This window comes from Dyella sp. 01L423 (assembly GCF_056399945.1).
Window position 1 is genome coordinate 358,155 of the sequence record NZ_JBFTSI010000002.1, and the last position, 16,909, is coordinate 375,063.

The window sequence follows — 16,909 nt, forward strand, 5'->3', positions numbered from 1 at the left end:
TAACGGATACGGCTGCCCGCCCCATTCAGGGCAGGCGGCGGTCCACTACATATGGTGTGCTTTGAGCCAGTTTCCACCGGCCCAGGCTTCAGACGATGCCGGCCGGCAGCTGCATGGTGATGCAGTGCAGGCTGCCGTTCTGCCAGATCAGCGGGCGGCAGGGCACCTGCACGATCTCGCGGCCCGGGTGGGCTTCGCCGATGATGCGCGCGGCCTCGTCGTCGGCTGCGTCGCCATAGGCGGGCACCAGCACCGCGTCGTTGACGATCAGGTAGTTCGCATAAGAGGCGGCCAGGCGGCGGCCCTCATCGACGATCGGCTTGGCCCAGGGCAGGGGATAGAGCGTGTACGGCTTGCCTGCGGGCGTGCGCAGCGCGGCGAGCTCTTCACCCATGCGCTTGAGCTCGTCGTAGTGCGGATCGCTACTGTCGTCGCATGCCTGGTACACGATGCGCTCGCCGGGCGCGAAGCGGGCCAGCGTATCGATATGCGCGTCGGTGTCGTCGCCTTCGAGGTAGCCATAGTCCAGCCACAGCACGCGCTTGGCATGCAGGCTGTCGCTGAGGATCTCGGTCATTTGTTCGCGCGACTGTTCCGGGTGGCGCTGGGTCAGGCAGCGCCAGGTGGTGAGCACCGTGCCCTCGCCATCGCTTTCGATGCCGCCGCCTTCCAGCGCCCAGTCGATGCGCTTGTGCTTGGCCTTGCCGAACACGCCTTCCTGCACGAGGCCAGCGATCAGTGCGTCGTCCTGCTCGGCGCCGAACTTGCCGCCCCAGCCGGTGAAGCGGAAATCGGTGAGCTGGTATTGGCCGCCATCGGCCTTCAAGGTGATCGGACCGGAATCGCGCAACCAGGTGTCGTCGTAGGGCAACTCGACGAAACGGATCTTGGACAGATCGACGCCTTCACCGGTCAGCAATGCCTGCACGCGCAGACGCAGCGGGTTGCCGCCGACCACGATGATCAACGGCTGGAAACGCGTGACTGCTGCGGCCAGTGCCACATAAGTGGTTTCCACATCAGCGAGGCGGTCAGCCCAGTCGGTGCCGGCATGCGGCCACGCGATCAACACGGCCGATTGCGGCTCCCATTCCGCCGGAAGGCGAAGGCTTTGGTCGGTCATCGTCAACAGTTCTCTTGCAGCGGGGACGGCAGCAGCTGCCCGGGGCAGACTACGAGGGCCGCAGAGTGTAAACGATGAGGTGTGACAGGGCAGAAAAGAGAACGCGGCCCGTGTTGCCACGGACCGCGTCTAGGGTCGCGTCTGAAATCTCTCGACGACGTCTATTTCCCTCACCGTCATTCCCGCGGAAGCGGGAATCCAGCGTCCTTGATGGTGCATAAAGGCGCTGGATCCCTGCTTTCGCAGGGATGACGGTGAGGGGTACTGAAAGGGCTTCTAACAGGCTCTACCCTTCGCGCCGATCAGTTGGCGGAGGCTGGATTGGTATTGTTGCCCGCCGGCGTGTTGAGCACGGCGTGGATCACGTGGCTCTTCTCGAAATACACGATGAAATTCGCGTAATCCCAGCGGTTGATCACCGGATGCTTGTCGCTGTCGCCACCACGGGGCGAGAGCTTGCGCTGCGGAGCACCGTACTTCTTCTCCACCTCGGTCATGCTCATGCCGCGGCTGGGCAGGTCCATGCCCTTTTCCTGCTGCACGCGGTTGACGAGCAGGCTGTCCGCCTTGGCGGCAGCCGGAGCGCTCATGCCGGCGGTGGCCAGCAGGGCGATGGACAGGCTGATGCTGAACTTGCTGATTCCGTACTTGTTCACGGTTCCCCTCTCCGCACAAGGCGTTGCCGCGTCGTTGTAGCAGAAGTATCGGGCCTTAGCCATGCGAATCTGCGGCGATTGCGACGGCGTGGGCATTCGTTGTGAGGAACCGGGCGCAGGGCCCGCTATCATGGGCGGCTACGGCCGGCACCCGGCCGGCTCCGGGAGCCTGCCTGCGCGGGCTCTACTTCGGCATTGCACAGGCTCTAAGCTCTCCTCATGATTTCGTTCCGTCACTTCGCCCTCCGCCGTGGCAGCCGACTGCTGCTTTCCGATATCGACCTGGTCATCCAGACTGGCTGGCGGCTGGGCGTGGTTGGGCGCAACGGCTGCGGCAAGTCCAGCTTGTTTGCCGCCCTGCAGGGCCAGGTGGAAGCCGATGCCGGCGATCTGGAGCTGCCGGCGAAGATCCGCATGGCCTCGGTAGCCCAGGAAACGCCTTCGTTGCCGGACCCGGCCATCGAATACGTGATGGGCGGCGACGTGGAGCTGGCCAAGGCCTTGCGCGACGAGATCGACGCCGAAGCACGCGGCGACACCGAAGCGATGGCGCTTGCGCATCACCGCATCGAAGAACTCAACGGCTACGACGCCCGGGCGCGAGCCGGCCGCCTGCTGCACGGCCTGGGCTTTGCCGCCGAAACGCATGAGACGCCGGTGAAGGAATTCTCCGGCGGCTGGCGCGTGCGCCTCAACCTGGCGCGTGCGCTGATGGCGCCGTCCGACCTGTTGCTGCTCGACGAGCCTACCAACCATCTCGATCTCGACGCGGTGCTGTGGCTGGAAGAATGGCTGCGCCGCTACCAGGGCACCTTGCTGATCATTTCGCACGACCGCGAATTCCTCGACGGCGTGATCACCCATACGCTGCACCTCAACGATGGCAGCGGCAAGCTCTACACCGGCAACTACAGCGCGTTCGAGCGCCTGCGCGCCGAGCAGTTGCGACAGCAGCAGATCGCGCACGAGCGCGAGCAGGCCGAGCGTGCGCATCTGCAGTCGTTCGTGGATCGCTTCAAGGCCAAGGCGAGCAAGGCCAAGCAGGCGCAGTCGCGCGTGAAGCGTTTGGAAAAGATGGCCGGTACCGAGGCGGTGCGCGCCGAGCGTCCGTTCCATTTCCAGTTCGCCGTGCCCGCGCGCCTGCCTGATTCGATGGTGCAGATCGAAGACGTCGATGCCGGTTATCCGGGAGAGGACGGCGCAGCCGCCACCACGATTTTGCGCAACGTGCGTTTTCGCCTGGAAGCAGGCGAACGCATCGGCTTGCTCGGCCCCAACGGCGCCGGCAAATCCACCCTGGTGAAGACCCTGGTCGGGGAACTCACGCCGCTGGCGGGCGAGCGCAAGGGGCATAAGGATCTGAAGATCGGCTACTTCGCCCAGCACACGGTGGAGAGCCTGCACGAAGGGTCATCGCCGTTCGATCATTTGCAGGAGAAGGCGCCCGGTGTGGCTGCGCAGGTATTGCGCGACTTCCTGGGTTCGTGGAATTTCGCAGGCGATCGCGCCTTTGAATCCGTCGACGGTTTCTCCGGTGGCGAACGCGCGCGTCTTGCGCTGGCCTTGATCGCCTGGGACAAGCCCAACCTGTTGCTGCTCGACGAACCGACCAACCATCTCGACCTGGACATGCGCGAAGCACTCGCCGACGCGCTGGCCGAATTCGACGGTGCGCTGGTGCTGGTCTCGCACGATCGCCACCTGCTGGGCATGGTCAGCGACAGTTTCTGGCGCGTGGCCGATGGCACGGTGGAATCCTTCGATGGTGACCTCGACGACTATGCGAAGTGGCTGCGCAGCCGTGGTTCGGCCGCCAAGAAAGCCAAGAACAAGGAAAACCCCAAGCCGGTCGAACGCGTGGAGACGCCGGACGAGCGCCGCGTCCGCACTGCCGCCGAGCGCGACAGCGACAAGGCCAATCGCCAGCGCGTGAAGAAGATCGAGACGCGCATTGCCACTTTGGAAGGCGAACTGACGGCACTCGAGGCCAAGCTGGCCGATCCGCAGACTTATAACGGCCCCACCACCGAGATGATGCGCTTGGGGCAGCGACAGACGGAACTTCGCAGCGAGAAGGAAACGCTCGAAGTCGAGTGGCTGGCACTCTACGAACAGCTGGAGGCATGAGTCTGGCCATGCACGATTCGGCCCCTCACGCGATCGATGTCTGGCTGCCGAATCTCGCGCGATTGGCGCCCGATCATCCGTTGCGCGGTCTTGTGCGCAAGGCCGATCGTCTGGCCGATGGCGCACGGGGTTACATGGCGGGTTTAAGCGAGCGCTTTGATGCGCCCGACCCGCTGCCGGCCGCGGCGCTCACGCGCCAGCTGATTGCCGGCGATGCAGCCAGCGATCGTTGGCTATGCGCCGATCCCGCGTGGGTGCAACCCGATCTCAACGGTGCACGCCTGCTGGCCTGTGGGCAGATGCAGTTGTCGATGGACGACGCGCAAGCGTTTGCCGAGCCGCTCAAGCCCTTGTTTGACGAAGCCGACATGGCGCTCATCGTCTCCTCGCCCGATCGGTGGCACGTGCGCTTGTCTGCCGATACCACGCTGCCGGAGTTTGCCGCTCCCGAGCAGGCGCTGGGCGAGGACCTTTACTACCACTTGCCGCAAGGCGTGGAAGGGCGGCGCTGGCGCATCCTGCTCACCGAGGTGCAGGTGATCCTGCATCAGCATCCGCTCAATGCCGAGCGACGTCAGCGCGGCGTGCCGCCGATCAATCATGTGTGGCTGTGGGGCGGTGGCGCGCTGCCGCAAGCCGTGCGTACCTCGCTTAACCAAGTTGTTGGCGATGATCTGCTGTTGCGCGCGCTGGCGACGCAGGCAGGCATTGCCGTGGCGGGGCGTACAGAGTCGTCGGTTGCAGCGGCGTTGCCGGGCTCGCTGATTGATCTGCAAGACCTGCCGGAGGACGAGCTTGCCATGCGCTGGACGCCGAGCCTGCTCGCCTTGGCCAAGCGACATCCGTTGCAGCTGAACTTTGCCAGCAGCGAACGCTGGCTGCACCGTCCCTGGCATCGCTTGCGCCTGTGGCGCGGGAGCCGCTCTTGAAGCGCAATAGTCTTCGTCGACGCGTGCCTCAGGGCAGCCCCGAAGGTTGGGGCGCGGACGTCCATCCGGTCTTGCAGCAAGTGTTCGCGGCACGCGGCGTGTTGTCGCCGCTGGATGCCGAATACCGTCTCGCGCGTCTGCTTTCGCCACGGCAGATGGGTGGCCTGGACCAGGCCGTTGCCTTGTTGTCGGAAGCCATACGCGACGATTGGACCATCCTGATCGCCGGCGACTACGACTGCGACGGCGCCACCGGTACCGCCGTGGCCGTGCGCGGCCTGCGCATGCTGGGCGCGCGCAGAGTCAACTACGCCGTACCCAATCGCTTCGTGCATGGCTACGGCCTGAGTCCCGCGCTGGTCGAATCGTTGCAGCCCACGCCGCAGCTCATCGTCACCGTGGACAACGGTGTGGCCAGCGTGGCCGGCGTTGCCGCGGCGCAGGCGCGCGGCATCCGCGTAATCGTTACCGATCATCATTTGCCGGGCGAGCAATTGCCCAGCGCCGATGCGATGGTCAATCCCAACCTCAATGGCGACGCGTTCCCGAGCAAGGCGCTGGCAGGCGTGGGCGTGATGTTCTATCTGCTGCTCGCGTTGCGTGCATCGCTGCGCGAGCAGGGCAACTTTCCCGCGGGCGGCGAGCCGGATCTGTCCGTGCTGCTCGATCTGGTGGCGGTGGGCACCGTGGCCGATCTGGTGCCGCTGGATTTCAACAACCGCGTGCTGGTGGAAGCGGGGCTGCGGCGCGTGCGCAGCGGCCGTGCTCATGCCGGCGTGGCGGCGCTGGTGGAGACCAGCCAGCGCAGCGCGGCGGCGCTGTGCGCCAGCGATCTGGGTTATGCGATTGGGCCTCGACTCAATGCGGCGGGTCGGCTCGAAGATATGCGCATCGGCGTCGAGTGCCTGCTGACTGATGATCCCGTGCAGGCGCGTCGTTACGCCGAGCTGCTTAGTTCCATCAATCAGGAACGCCGCGAGTTGCAGGCCACCATGGTGGCCGAGGCGGAGGTGATGGTGTCGCGCACGGCGGACATCGACGCGGTGGGCGTGGCCTTGTTCGAACCGAGCTGGCATGCCGGCGTGGTGGGACTGGTGGCGTCCAAACTCAAAGAACGTTTGCATCGCCCGGTGATCGCGTTTGCACCGGCTAGCGAGGAGATGCAGGACGAGCTGCGCGGCTCTGCGCGCTCCATTGCCGGTTTCCACATCCGCGACGCGCTGGCGATGATCGATGCGCGCCATCCGGGCCTCATTGCGCGCTTTGGCGGTCATGCGATGGCCGCCGGACTGAGCCTGCGCACCGAAGACTATCCACGGTTCGCCGCGGCCTTCGACACCATTGCACGCGAGTGGCTGGACGACGATCAGCTGCAGGCCGTGCAGCACACCGATGGCGAGTTGCCTGTTGGCGCGGCGACCTTGGAACTGGCGCGACAGTTGCGCGCCGCTGGTCCCTGGGGCCAGGCATTTCCCGAGCCGGTATTCGACAACGTGTTCGAATGTGCGAGCTGGCGCGTGATGGGCGAGCGGCATCTGCGGCTGAGCCTGCGCGATCCACGCGACGGCTCGGTGCACGACGCTGTGATGTTCAACGCCTACGAAGGCTCGCCACCGCCAGCAGTGTTGCGCGCTGCCTACGAGCTGGTGATCAATGACTGGCAGGGCCGCGAGAGCGCCCGCTTGCTGCTGCGCTACCTCGAGCCCATCTGAGCCAGCCGGCAAGACGCCTCAACGCAGATCGAGGTAACGCAATAGCGCGTGGTTCGGCCTGGACGAGAGTGCATGGATCGACGAGGTCGGCGCAGCCTTCCATGCATAGCGTATGCGGATCGCCAGCACGGCCGTGCGCATGGCCTTGACGTTGCGGCCCAGAAACCGGCACCACGGATGCTCGAGCGCGGCAAGGTTGTCTGCCGTTTGACGCAGCATGTCGGTAGGGGCTTCCGGCAGTACGCGCATGGCGCGGAACAGGATGGCGGCCAGATCATTGCTGCGCTCCTCGTAATGCGGCGCGACGCTGACGGTGAACAGCAGCCAGTCGCGTGTTTGCGCGGTAGCGATATCCAGGCGGTCGCAGGCATCGCATTCGAGCTCGGCGAAGCCGACTTCGTTGCCCATGATTTCCATATATTCGGCGCGTGCATAACCGAGATAGCCGCCGTCACGATGGAGTTCGGCCATCGCGCAGGCCGCGCGCCTGACCAGGATGTCCTTCACGAACTGACTGTCGATGGCCTCCAGTTGCTCGGCCAGACTGCTGCCCGTGCCAAGCAGCATGGCGCCTTCCGGATCCTCGCTGCCTAGCGCCATCGCGGTCGAGCGATAGGGCGTCGATGTATGGGGGCACAAGGGCTTTGCGCCGCCGAGCGCATCACCCAGCCACGCGTAGCCGCGTCGCGCCATGGTCCGTTGCCAGACCTTGTCCAGCATGCGTTCGCGAAGGCGATTGAGCTTGTTGCGTGCCGGGAGCGTGATACGCCGGGGAGACGGCTGCCGGCCTGGCGCGAGTGACGATGTCATGGCGAGTGCCTGGTGTGGGTCGCAGCTGCCGTGGGGACGGCCGATACGTGCATGTTAGACAGGCGGGTCTGCTGGGTTTTTCGGCTGTGCCGTTGCTTTTTCCGATTCGCACGACCGCGGACGTCTAAACGTGCTGTGCCCGCAGGGCGTCGCCGCGCCATTGGCTGGGCGTCTTGCCGGTGAGGCGCTTGAACACGGTGGTGAAGTGCGCCTGCGTGTGGAAGCCCACCTCGAGCGCCACATCCAGCATCGAGCGCGGCATCTCGGCGATCAGCTGCTTGGCGTGCTCCATGCGGCACAACAACAGGTAGTGGTGCGGACGGAAACCGGTGGCTGCGCGGAACTGGGCGGCGAAATGCATGGGCGACAAGCCAGCCGCAGCGGCCATGTCGTTGAGCGTGATGTGTTCGGACAGGTGCGCCTTCACGAAGTCGTCGACGCGCTGCAGGCGCCATTGCGGCAACACGGTTCTCTTCACGGCGCAGGCCATCGGTGCAGCGGCCGCACGAAGATGGCGCAGGCGATCGACGAACAACTCCAGCACCTGCGTGGCCAACGCGTGCTCGCGGCTTTCGCCATGCATTTCCAGCAGCGTGCGGGCCAGCTGCAGCAGCAAGGCGTCATGCGCCGGCCCCATCGAAAAGCAGACGTGGCTGGCTTCATCGGCGGACCAGAACAGCTGCACGGGCAGTTCCACATACAGCGCCCGGCAGTTGCCCGGGCACGTCACGCTGACCGACTCGCCGGGTCGGCTCACGTAATACGAACCAGCGTCGCAGGCGCGTTCCTGCAGTTCGTGGGCATCGCTACGCAGGGATAGGCGGGCGTCGTCGAGCAGCAGCAACACGGCATAGGCGTCCTGCGGCGTGGTGGCCTCCCAATGGGTGGAGCCGATGCCCTGGTGACTCCAGATGGATGCCTTTGCCTGCGTCGTGCGCGGGTCGGCCTGCAGGGACAGCTGCTGCCAGTGGGTATTCGCAGCGGCGCAGCGATCGAGCAGGGCGCGGGTGGCGGAGTGGGCCTTGGCGGCGAAGGCCCGGTTCAAGGTGCGGGATTTGGCGACGGTAGACATGACTTCTCCGTTCCGGCGGATGGCATGCCGGTTCGAATAATGGCGATCGAGGGATGGAAGGCGCCGGTGCGGCGGGTTCCGAAAGGAGGAGGCGGGAGCGGTGCGGCGAAAGCCTTGCTTGTGCGTTGCAGCAGAGTCTGTGCTTGTGCCGCCTCGAAAGAAAATACTGTTTCGCTATGCGGGCATAACGGCCGGTTATGGCTCGGCGTCCACCCATTCGGCGCCCTTGAAGGCGGACGCGCCGACCTGGCTGCGAATAAAGCCCAGCAATTGGGCCTCGATCGCCGAGGCCGCTCGGCTCAGCGGCTTGTCCCGTGAGGTGATCAGGCAGGCGGTGAGATAGATCGGCGGCTCGATCGGCGTGGTGGCGATATCCGGGTGTCCGGGCATATCGGTGAAGTCGCCTTTGGGCAGGATGGCGTGCCCCAATCCCGTCTCCACGGCGGACAGCACCACGTCGAACAGATCCGACTCGGCCACCGGTTCGGCGTGCAAGCCGGCGGCGGCCAGTTCCCGGTCCAGTGCCTTGCGCAGCACATTGGTCGGCGTGGGCAGCATCAGCGGCAGCTGCGCGATCTTCGCCAGTGTCGTCGACTTCTCCGCTTTGCCCTGCTGTTTGCGGCTGGCGAGATAAAGCCGCTGGCGGAACAGCACCTCGCGGGTGAAGCCGGTCTCCGGCCCGTTCTCGAACACGATGGCCAGGTCGATGGTCTTGGCGGCCACTTTGTCGCGCAGCGTTTCGCTGTCGCCGGTAATGAAGCGCAACGTGATCTTGGGCAAGGTGGCGCGGCAGATCTCCATCATCTTGCCGGTCAGTGCTGGCGCCATGGTCGAGGCCATGCCAAAACACACCACGCCCTGGATCTCCCCTTGCGCGGAGCGCACCACGGCGGGCAGGTCGTCCACCTGCCGGATGAGTTTCAGCGCTTCCTGGTAAAGCACCTCACCGGCAGCCGTGGGCGTGACGCCGCGTGCGCTGCGGTGGAGCAGGGTGACGCCGAACTCGTCTTCCAACTCGGCAATCTGTTTGCTCAGTGCGGGCTGAGCGATATGGATGAGCGCCGCCGCGCGGGAGAAGCTGCCCGCTTCCACGATCTTGGCGAAATAGCGCAAATGACGAAACTGCACGAGGGCGCTCCCATGGACGGCCGCTAGTCGCTCTGGCTCAGACGTCGGCACAAACGCAAGAAGTATCGGGGCATGCGCCCACGCGCGCCACCGTATGGCGGCCCGCCATCGTGCTTTTACGAAATGAGGCGGTTCAGCTGCACGGAAACAGCTCGTCGAATGGCGGCTCGGAAATGCCGTAGACGGCTATCTCGATACCCTCGCCGTAGTCGCTGTAATCGGCAATATGGACCGAGACAGCCTGGAGCACGCCGTCGCTGCCGACGACATGCAAGCCCATCAGCACCTGATCGTCCTCTCGGCAGGCGATGAAATCCGGCTGCAACGTGCCGTAGTGGTGGGAGGCCACGAAGCTGCCGAAAGCCGTCGCCTTCATGCGGTCGCCTGCTTCCAGTCTCGACCAGCCGATCAGCAGGTCGCCACTGAACACCATGTACCAGGACATAGCTCTTCCTCGCGCACGTCGATTCGTGCGTCAAAACCATGGTGCTGCGTTTTGAGCCTGCCGGTTTGCGCGGAAGCAGCCGCATTTTCCGAAAGCCACGCCCGTGATCGGCATCGTGGCAATCGGCAAAACACCGGCGTCTTTGGAAAACCTGCCTGCCAGCGGCGGCCTAACGTGACATCACCTCTCGATGTGGAATCCGCCATGGGACGCTTGAAGAAAAAATCGCCGTGCCAGCTTTCACCCTTCAGCGAACTGGATGATCGCCTGAGTCGACTCACTTCTGACGGCACACCATCGGACGACGTGTGGCGCGCCTTTGAATGCCTGCCGGTGGTGCCGTCGGCGCTGGACAGCGTCAGCGATCGACGCTGCTGGTGGCAGCATCTCTACGCGATACTCGAACGCCATGGCCTTGGCGTGGCGCACGGCTCGCCTACGGCTTGAGGTAACGAGCCGTTCGTTTTGAAAGCCGTTCGTGCGATTCGAAAAGCGATTGCGTGTTCATCTCGGCAAGCTATGCATGCACCCACCGCATTCCTGCGAGACGTGCATGCAGGAGCCCGGCACACGGACAGGCTGGCTCTCGCGTTCTCTGTCGTCATGGCTCCCCAGCGGGATTCCACCCCAATCCCGGCCGTCCGCAGATCCGCTACTGCATGCACGCGATGCCCCTGCATCGCTCGCGCGCTGCCATTAAGCCTGCATCATCGCGATGCACGCTCCATGCATGCTTTCCTGATCATCAGGACGCAACGCAGGAATGCGGGTGGTGTGCTTTCCCGGATTGACGCGTGCATGCGACGCATGTCGCCATGGCCGATCAGCTGCGCGAGCTGCTGATCAGGCCGTTTTCTGCAGAAGCGAGCATCGCCTCGAACAAATCTTCGGGCGCCGATCCTTCGGGCATGGCCGCCAGCAATGGGGCGAGTCGTCCGTCGAGCAGCAGCATGGCGAAACCGTGCACGATCGCCCAGCCACCGGTGATATGCCCCAGTTGGGCCAATGAGGGCTCGCTCTCGCCGATGCCGCGCGTCTGTGCCAGCTGCCGGATTGCTTCGGTGCGCGCCTCCACCAGCGATGGACGGCCAGGCTCCAGTCGGTCGGACTGGAACATCAGTTGGAACAGCGCGGGATGGGCACGTGCAAAAGCGAGGTAGGCGCGCGCCGCATCCCAGGTGCGTCGCTCGGGTGAGGATTTGATCGCCTTCAATTGCTCGCTCAGCCGACGCAGACCCACTGCGGCAAGTTCGGTGAGCAAGCCCGGCAGGTCGCCGAAGTGATAGCCGGGGGCCGCATGAGAGACGCCTGCTTCCCGCGCCGTGGCGCGCAGGGTGAGGGCGAGCAAGCCGTCTCGGCGAAGAATGGTCTCAGCGGCCGTGAGAAGAGCCTCGCGCAGGTCGCCGTGGTGATACGGGGTGCTTTTCATAAAAGGCATCTTACCACTGTAAAGATTTTTGTTGACAAGGGGTTCGGGCCCACCCAAACTATCTAGACAGTGTAAAGATGGGCGGTCGCGAAGCGCGGCCCCATTCCCCGACCAGCCACCTCGTAAAGGCATCACCCGACGAGAAACTTCACCGGACGCCCCGCCCGGTGGGAGACCGACATGCAACCCGCGATCCTGTCCTCTGTACCCATGCCGTCCGCCAACTCAATCCTGCCGACCTGGCCGGATCCCGCCGCCGGCGAGTGCGACGAAAACGTCTTGGCGCCGCGCGATGCCGGCGAAGTCACCGCTTCAGTGTTGCGCCATCAGATGGATGCGCCGCGCACGCAGATCGAGCAGACCCCAGCGGACGCCGTGATGGTGCGCATCCTCATGGCGCCTTGCTCGTTGGCCGTGTCGCTGGGTACGCAGTGGTTGAATCTGGGCGAGATGGGCGAGGGCAGCGTGCATATCAGTCATGCGCGCCAGGTGGTGCGTACCCATTGGCAGGGTGCGCGCGAAGGTTTGATGCTGTGTATTCCGGCGTCCCACTGGCGCAATCTGTCGGTGTCGGAAGCACCGGCATCGGCGCTGCCGGCGCACGACATGCCCGCGGATGCCACGCTGCTGCAACTCACCAAGATGCTGATCAATGCGGCTCCGGGCGAATCGGATGCGGCGTTCTCCCGGCACATGGTCGAAGTGATCGTGGCACGCCTGGGTGTGCTGCAGATGCGCCGCGGCGCCGAGTCCCGCAACACGAGCAAGGCCTTGCCGCGTTGGCGCCTGCAGCGGGTGACCGCCTACGTCAAGGAACATGTCTCCGATGCGATCAGCCTGGCTGACATGGCGACGGCAGCCGGCATGTCGCCGATGCATTTTGCCGCTCAGTTTCGCGCGGCCACGGGCCAGCGCCCGCATCACTATCTGCTGCAGTGTCGCATCCAACATGCCAAGGCCTTGCTGACGGACGCCTCGCGCTCGCTGATCGATATCGCCATCAGCGTGGGCTTTCGCACGCAGGCGCACTTCACCACGGTGTTCAAGAACTTCGAGCAGACCACGCCGATGCAGTGGCGCCGCAGCCGCTTGTATCAGGTGGATTGAAACGGCGTTGCCCCGGGACGTCCACATGCGTTTTGCGCAACGACGATCACTCTTTCATCTCACTTTGCCGCAGGTCTATCCATGAGCAGGAACGTACTGATTTCAGGTGGCGGCGTCGCCGGTCTGGCGCTGGCGTACTGGCTGGACAACGCGGGCTTTCAGGTCACCGTGGTGGAGCGCGCGCCCGAGTGGCGCGGCGGCGGGCAGGCGGTCGATATTCGCGGCGTCGCGCTGGACGTCGTGAAAGCCATGGGTCTGGATGAGGCGATTCGCGAGAAACGCACTCAGCTGCGCGGCATGTCGACGCTGGATGAGCAGGGCAATGAGGTGGAACGCACCGAAGAGCGTACCTACAGCGCCGGGCGTCTGGACAGCGACGATATCGAGATCTTCCGCGACGACTTGTGCCGGCTATTGATGGAACAGGCGGGTGAGCGTGTCCACTACATGCTTGGCGACAGCATTCGTTCGCTGGCGCAGGACGATGACGGCGTGACGGTTTCCTTCCAGCACCGTGCCGATGCTCGATTCGACCTGGTGGTGGGTGCAGACGGGGTGTATTCCAACGTGCGCAAGCTCAGCTTTGCGCACGAGGATGCGTTCGTGAAACCGCTGGGTGTCGTGCTTGCGATGTTCACCACCCCCAACCAGATCGGTCTTGATCATTGGCAGCTCGCCCATCGCGGAGAGGGCGTGGGCTGCGTGATCTACCCCAGCCTGGATCAACGGCAATTGCGCATTGGGGTTGGCTTCGGCACTGATGGCATGGACGCACCGCGTGATGATGTGTTGGCGCAAAAAGCCATCGTGACGGCCAAGTGCGCCGGTCTGGGCGGCATGTTCCGGCCGCTCATCGATGTCATGCAGGACGCCGAGCAGTTCTACTTCAACGAGCTGGCCCAGATCCACATGCCGTCGTGGTCACAGGGGCGGGTGGTGCTGGCGGGCGATGCGGCGCACTGCGCGTCGCCGTTCTCGGGGCAGGGCACCAGTCTGGCGCTGGTCGGTGCGCTGGTGCTGGCTCGCGAACTGCAACGGACGCCTGCTGATATGGCCCGTGCATTTGCGGCCTACGAGCAGCGCATGCGTCCGTTTGTCGATCTCAACCAGGCCTTGGTGGATCTGGAGCGTCGCGGCCACGTGCCCGACGACCAGCTCACGCGCGCGAAAAACGGCATCGTGCTGGACGACTTGTTGAACGTGGCGGCTTGAATCAAGCCAGCCTCGGCGATCTGACGATTGTCGGGGCTGCACCAGAAACAACGACACCCGGCAGATGTCGCCATGTGCCGGGTGTCGTGATGTTGCGTCGGACTTAGCGACCGTGTTCGTTCGCAACGTCGGCTGCGAGTCGCAGCTCTTCGTTGGCCTCGCTCAGCAATTGCTTCGCGCGTCCGGCGTGGCCGCCCAGGCGCGAGTCGTTGTCGACCTGCGCATCGCTGACCAGCTGCCAGGCCTGGACGATGTGCTCCTGCGCATTGCGCAGGTTGCCGTGGCGGTAGCCGATGTCCACATAGGGGGAACCCTGCTGCGCCATGGTGGCGCAACCGAAGGTGGAGGCGGCACCGAGGATGATGCCGATGAATAGTGCTTTCTTCATGGTGACGAGTCTCGGATTGGGGATCTGCGGTTATGGCCGGTGGCGCTGTCCTGCCTGGATGGCCTGCGAGCGTAGGTTAGGCAGAGCGCTGCAGGAGAGATTTCCTGACCGCACGCGGCTTTTCGAAATCACACGACGCCTGTGGCGATCGCGCGGCCGTCGTTCGTTTTGGAAAGGGCGCGTGGCAACCGGAAAGCCTGCCATGGCGACAACCCCGAACATGTGCGGCGACCCACCACCGTTGCCACCGCCATGCTGCAGGAATTCGTCAAAACCACGCTGTTTATCCTGGCCAGCCTGCTGCCGATCATCAATCCGCCGGCAGTGGGTTTCATCGTGCTCGGCATGGTGCCGCATGCGACAGAGATGGAACGGTCCGAGCTCGCGCGCAATATCACGCTGAACAGTGTGATCCTGCTGACGGCATCGCTCCTGCTGGGCGCCTACGTGCTGGCCTTCTTCGGCATCTCGATCCCCGTGCTGCGCGTCGCGGGCGGCATCATCGTGGCCGTGGCCGGCTGGAAGCTTCTGCAGGCACGTGAAGACGAGCGCCAGGACCGTGATCACGAAGAGATGCCGGGCGGTAGCATGACGCTGCGCATGCAGGCGTTCTATCCGCTGACGTTGCCGATGACGGTGGGTCCTGGCGCCATCGCCGTGGCCATCGCGCTGGGTACAGGTTCGCCGAAGGAGGGACCGCTGCCGGTGCATGTGGCAGGCGTCGCCGTGGCGCTGATCGTGCTGAGCATCGCGATCTATCTGTGCGTGCGCTATGCCTGCCGCTTGCAGCGTTTTCTTGGCGAGGTGGGCACGCAGGTCGTGATGCGCCTGTTTGCCTTCGTGATTTTCTGCATTGGCGTGCAGATTTTCTGGAGCGGTCTGTCCGGCTTGCTCGATTCGCTGCACGGCGCCGCGTCGTTGATGTCCTAGCCATGAGTGCCGAGACCTCATCCCGTGCAGCCTGGAAAATCCTCGCGGGCTGCCTGGTTGCGATGATTGCCGTTGCGTCCATCTCAGTACGCGCGGCCTTGCTGTGGCAAGCCGCGCGCAAGCCGCCGATCTTCCTGGTGAAGCTGGATGGCGCATCGACCCAGCCAGTGTCCGGCCGACTATTGCTGTTTGCCACGCCGGCACGTGCTGCTCGCGCCTCGGCGGCGGGCGGCGTGGTGGCGTCCGTTGATGCAGACGCGTGGCATCCGAACAGGGCCGCCGTGGCCGCACGTGAAATCGCGCGACTTTCTCCTGGAAAGACCGTCGAGATCGACACAGACGCCTTGGCATTCCCAACCGGCTTCTCACATCTGCCTCCCGGTGAATACATGGTGCAGGCGGTGCTCGACCAGGATCACAACTACAACTACAGCGGGCGCGATACGGGGGACTTGATCAGCCCCGTGGTGAGCGTCACCCTGCCGGCCATCACGCCACCGGTGCTGAAACTGGTGGCCGTGCATACCCGGGACGAACCCTGGTCCCTACCGTGGGAGAGTCCGGCGGTTCGCGCCGACGCAGGCGATGCGCGGGCACACACGGTGATCCTGCAACGTAAGAGCGTGCGGCTATCGTCCTTCTGGGGACGCGACATCAACATGCGCGGCTGGGTGCTGCTGCCGCCGGGCTACGACGCATCGCCCGAGCGCCGCTATCCCACCGTGTATTTCACCCACGGCTATGGAGGCGTCGAAAACAGCTTGGTGGATGATCTGGTCAACGTGCACCTGGCCATGAGGCAGGGCAGCATGCCGCCGATGATCTGGGTGTTCCTCGATCAGTCCAGCCCCACCGGCACGCATGAGTTCGCCGATTCGGTGAACAACGGACCTTGGGGCGATGCGCTGGTCGATGAGCTGATTCCGTATCTGGAATCGCGCTATCGCATGGATGGCAACGCCCAGGGGCGCCTGCTGACCGGGCACTCCTCGGGCGGCTGGGCAACGCTGTGGCTGCAGACGCACTATCCCAAGGTGTTTGGCGGTACCTGGTCGACCTCGCCCGATCCGGTGGACTTCCACGATTTCTCCGGTGTGAATCTCTACGCGACCAACGTGAATCTCTATCGCCGGCCCGACGGCACGCCGTGGCCGATCGACCGCGTGCATTTCCACGCGGAAGGCTCCTTCGCCGACGCGGCGCGCCTGGAGCAGGTGCTGGGCCCCTACGGTGGTCAGCTCTCGTCGTACGAGTGGGTGTTTTCGCCACGCAATGTCGACGGCACGCCGATGAAGTTGTTTGACCGCGCGACCGGCGATGTCGATCCGCTGGTGCGCGATTACTGGATCGAGCATTACGACATCGCCCATTACGTGCAGGAACACTGGCCCGCGTTGAAGCCCGACCTCGACGGCAAGATCCATATTGCCGTGGGCACCGATGACACCTGGTATCTCGACGGCGCCGTGCACAAGTTCCAGATCGTGCTGGACAGCCTGCATGCGCGCGCCGATATCCGCTTTCTTCCCAACAAGGCGCATATGGACTTGTATGCCCAAGGCAACGACCCGAATGCGCTGTTGAAGCAGATGGCCTGGGAAATGTACGCCGTCGCGCGCCCCGGCCAACCGCTGCCACCCAATACCGAGGTTGCTTCCCGATGAACGTCATAGCCGCAGGGCGCGGCCGTCGCCGTCTGTGCTCGTTGCTGTTGTCCGCGGCCACGCTGCCCTTGAGCGTGCAGGCGCTGGCAGGTCCGCTGGTGATACCGCAAATCCAGATCGACAAGCGATCGACGCCGTCTACCGCTGTCCCGGTGGGCGCAGTTTCAAAGTGACGTA

At 64.4% G+C, this 16,909-nt stretch carries 17 protein-coding genes; 9 read left to right on the plus strand and 8 right to left on the minus strand.

Annotated elements, in window-relative coordinates; genetic code table 11:
* Positions 1-88: 88 nt before the first annotated feature.
* A complete protein-coding gene (locus AC1DMY_RS08245) occupies positions 89-1,123 on the minus strand; it encodes an agmatine deiminase family protein (RefSeq protein ID WP_477164473.1) in 1,035 nt (344 codons plus the stop codon).
* A gap of 302 nt (positions 1,124-1,425) precedes the next feature.
* Complete coding sequence (locus AC1DMY_RS08250; RefSeq protein WP_477165002.1) at positions 1,426-1,713, minus strand: hypothetical protein; 288 nt, start codon at positions 1,711-1,713, stop codon at positions 1,426-1,428.
* 285 nt (positions 1,714-1,998) lie between these two features.
* Here AC1DMY_RS08250 and AC1DMY_RS08255 point away from each other — a divergent pair, with 285 nt between their 5' ends.
* From AC1DMY_RS08255 to recJ, 3 genes are read left to right on the plus strand one after another with little or no spacing between them, the layout of a single operon-like run.
* The gene (locus AC1DMY_RS08255) at positions 1,999-3,906 is read left to right on the plus strand and encodes an ABC-F family ATP-binding cassette domain-containing protein (protein ID WP_477164474.1); all 1,908 of its coding nucleotides are present in this window, start codon (positions 1,999-2,001) and stop codon (positions 3,904-3,906) included.
* Between the two features lie 8 nt (positions 3,907-3,914).
* Positions 3,915-4,835 carry a phosphoglycerate mutase gene (locus AC1DMY_RS08260; RefSeq protein ID WP_477164475.1) on the plus strand — a complete coding sequence of 307 codons (921 nt, stop codon included), beginning with the start codon at positions 3,915-3,917 and terminating at the stop codon, positions 4,833-4,835.
* Entirely contained in the window at positions 4,832-6,547 is a 1,716-nt protein-coding gene (gene recJ, locus AC1DMY_RS08265) for a single-stranded-DNA-specific exonuclease RecJ (protein ID WP_477164476.1), read from the plus strand. Before AC1DMY_RS08260 ends, recJ begins: the two co-directional genes overlap by 4 nt.
* A gap of 18 nt (positions 6,548-6,565) precedes the next feature.
* Here the strand turns inward: recJ and AC1DMY_RS08270 are convergent, their stop codons facing one another.
* The 4 genes from AC1DMY_RS08270 to AC1DMY_RS08285 all read right to left on the minus strand — a co-directional run bounded on the left by AC1DMY_RS08270 (position 6,566) and on the right by AC1DMY_RS08285 (position 10,002).
* Positions 6,566-7,357 (minus strand): hypothetical protein, encoded by a 792-nt coding sequence (locus AC1DMY_RS08270; RefSeq protein ID WP_477164477.1) that lies wholly within the window; start codon positions 7,355-7,357, stop codon positions 6,566-6,568.
* A gap of 124 nt (positions 7,358-7,481) precedes the next feature.
* Positions 7,482-8,429, minus strand: a complete 948-nt coding sequence (locus tag AC1DMY_RS08275) for a helix-turn-helix transcriptional regulator (protein ID WP_477164478.1) — start codon at positions 8,427-8,429, stop codon at positions 7,482-7,484.
* A 195-nt stretch (positions 8,430-8,624) separates the two neighbouring features.
* Positions 8,625-9,557 (minus strand): LysR family transcriptional regulator, encoded by a 933-nt coding sequence (locus tag AC1DMY_RS08280; RefSeq protein ID WP_477164479.1) that lies wholly within the window; start codon positions 9,555-9,557, stop codon positions 8,625-8,627.
* Positions 9,558-9,690: 133 nt separating this feature from the next.
* Positions 9,691-10,002 carry a hypothetical protein gene (locus AC1DMY_RS08285; RefSeq protein ID WP_477164480.1) on the minus strand — a complete coding sequence of 104 codons (312 nt, stop codon included), beginning with the start codon at positions 10,000-10,002 and terminating at the stop codon, positions 9,691-9,693.
* A 204-nt stretch (positions 10,003-10,206) separates the two neighbouring features.
* Here AC1DMY_RS08285 and AC1DMY_RS08290 point away from each other — a divergent pair, with 204 nt between their 5' ends.
* Positions 10,207-10,449: a hypothetical protein gene (locus AC1DMY_RS08290; RefSeq protein ID WP_477164481.1), complete on the plus strand. Its 243-nt coding sequence runs from the start codon at positions 10,207-10,209 to the stop codon at positions 10,447-10,449.
* 376 nt (positions 10,450-10,825) lie between these two features.
* Here the strand turns inward: AC1DMY_RS08290 and AC1DMY_RS08295 are convergent, their stop codons facing one another.
* Complete coding sequence (locus AC1DMY_RS08295) at positions 10,826-11,431, minus strand: TetR/AcrR family transcriptional regulator (RefSeq protein WP_477164482.1); 606 nt, start codon at positions 11,429-11,431, stop codon at positions 10,826-10,828.
* A 180-nt stretch (positions 11,432-11,611) separates the two neighbouring features.
* On the opposite strand from AC1DMY_RS08295, the gene AC1DMY_RS08300 reads away from it, so the two are divergent.
* Complete coding sequence (locus tag AC1DMY_RS08300) at positions 11,612-12,538, plus strand: helix-turn-helix domain-containing protein (RefSeq protein ID WP_477164483.1); 927 nt, start codon at positions 11,612-11,614, stop codon at positions 12,536-12,538.
* 81 nt (positions 12,539-12,619) lie between these two features.
* Positions 12,620-13,750 carry an FAD-dependent monooxygenase gene (locus AC1DMY_RS08305; protein ID WP_477164484.1) on the plus strand — a complete coding sequence of 377 codons (1,131 nt, stop codon included), beginning with the start codon at positions 12,620-12,622 and terminating at the stop codon, positions 13,748-13,750.
* Between the two features lie 103 nt (positions 13,751-13,853).
* Here AC1DMY_RS08305 and AC1DMY_RS08310 read toward each other — a convergent pair whose 3' ends face one another.
* Positions 13,854-14,138, minus strand: coding sequence for a hypothetical protein (locus AC1DMY_RS08310; RefSeq protein ID WP_477164485.1), 285 nt, complete (start codon positions 14,136-14,138; stop codon positions 13,854-13,856).
* 222 nt (positions 14,139-14,360) lie between these two features.
* Between AC1DMY_RS08310 and AC1DMY_RS08315 the strand changes: the two genes are divergently transcribed.
* The 3 genes from AC1DMY_RS08315 to AC1DMY_RS08325 are packed head-to-tail and all read left to right on the plus strand — an operon-like array spanning position 14,361 to position 16,905.
* On the plus strand, positions 14,361-15,068 hold the full coding sequence (locus AC1DMY_RS08315) for a MarC family protein (RefSeq protein ID WP_477164486.1): 708 nt from the start codon (positions 14,361-14,363) through the stop codon (positions 15,066-15,068).
* A gap of 2 nt (positions 15,069-15,070) precedes the next feature.
* Positions 15,071-16,732 carry an alpha/beta hydrolase gene (locus tag AC1DMY_RS08320; RefSeq protein ID WP_477164487.1) on the plus strand — a complete coding sequence of 554 codons (1,662 nt, stop codon included), beginning with the start codon at positions 15,071-15,073 and terminating at the stop codon, positions 16,730-16,732.
* On the plus strand, positions 16,729-16,905 hold the full coding sequence (locus tag AC1DMY_RS08325; protein WP_477164488.1) for a hypothetical protein: 177 nt from the start codon (positions 16,729-16,731) through the stop codon (positions 16,903-16,905). Before AC1DMY_RS08320 ends, AC1DMY_RS08325 begins: the two co-directional genes overlap by 4 nt.
* The last annotated feature ends 4 nt before the right edge of the window (positions 16,906-16,909 follow it).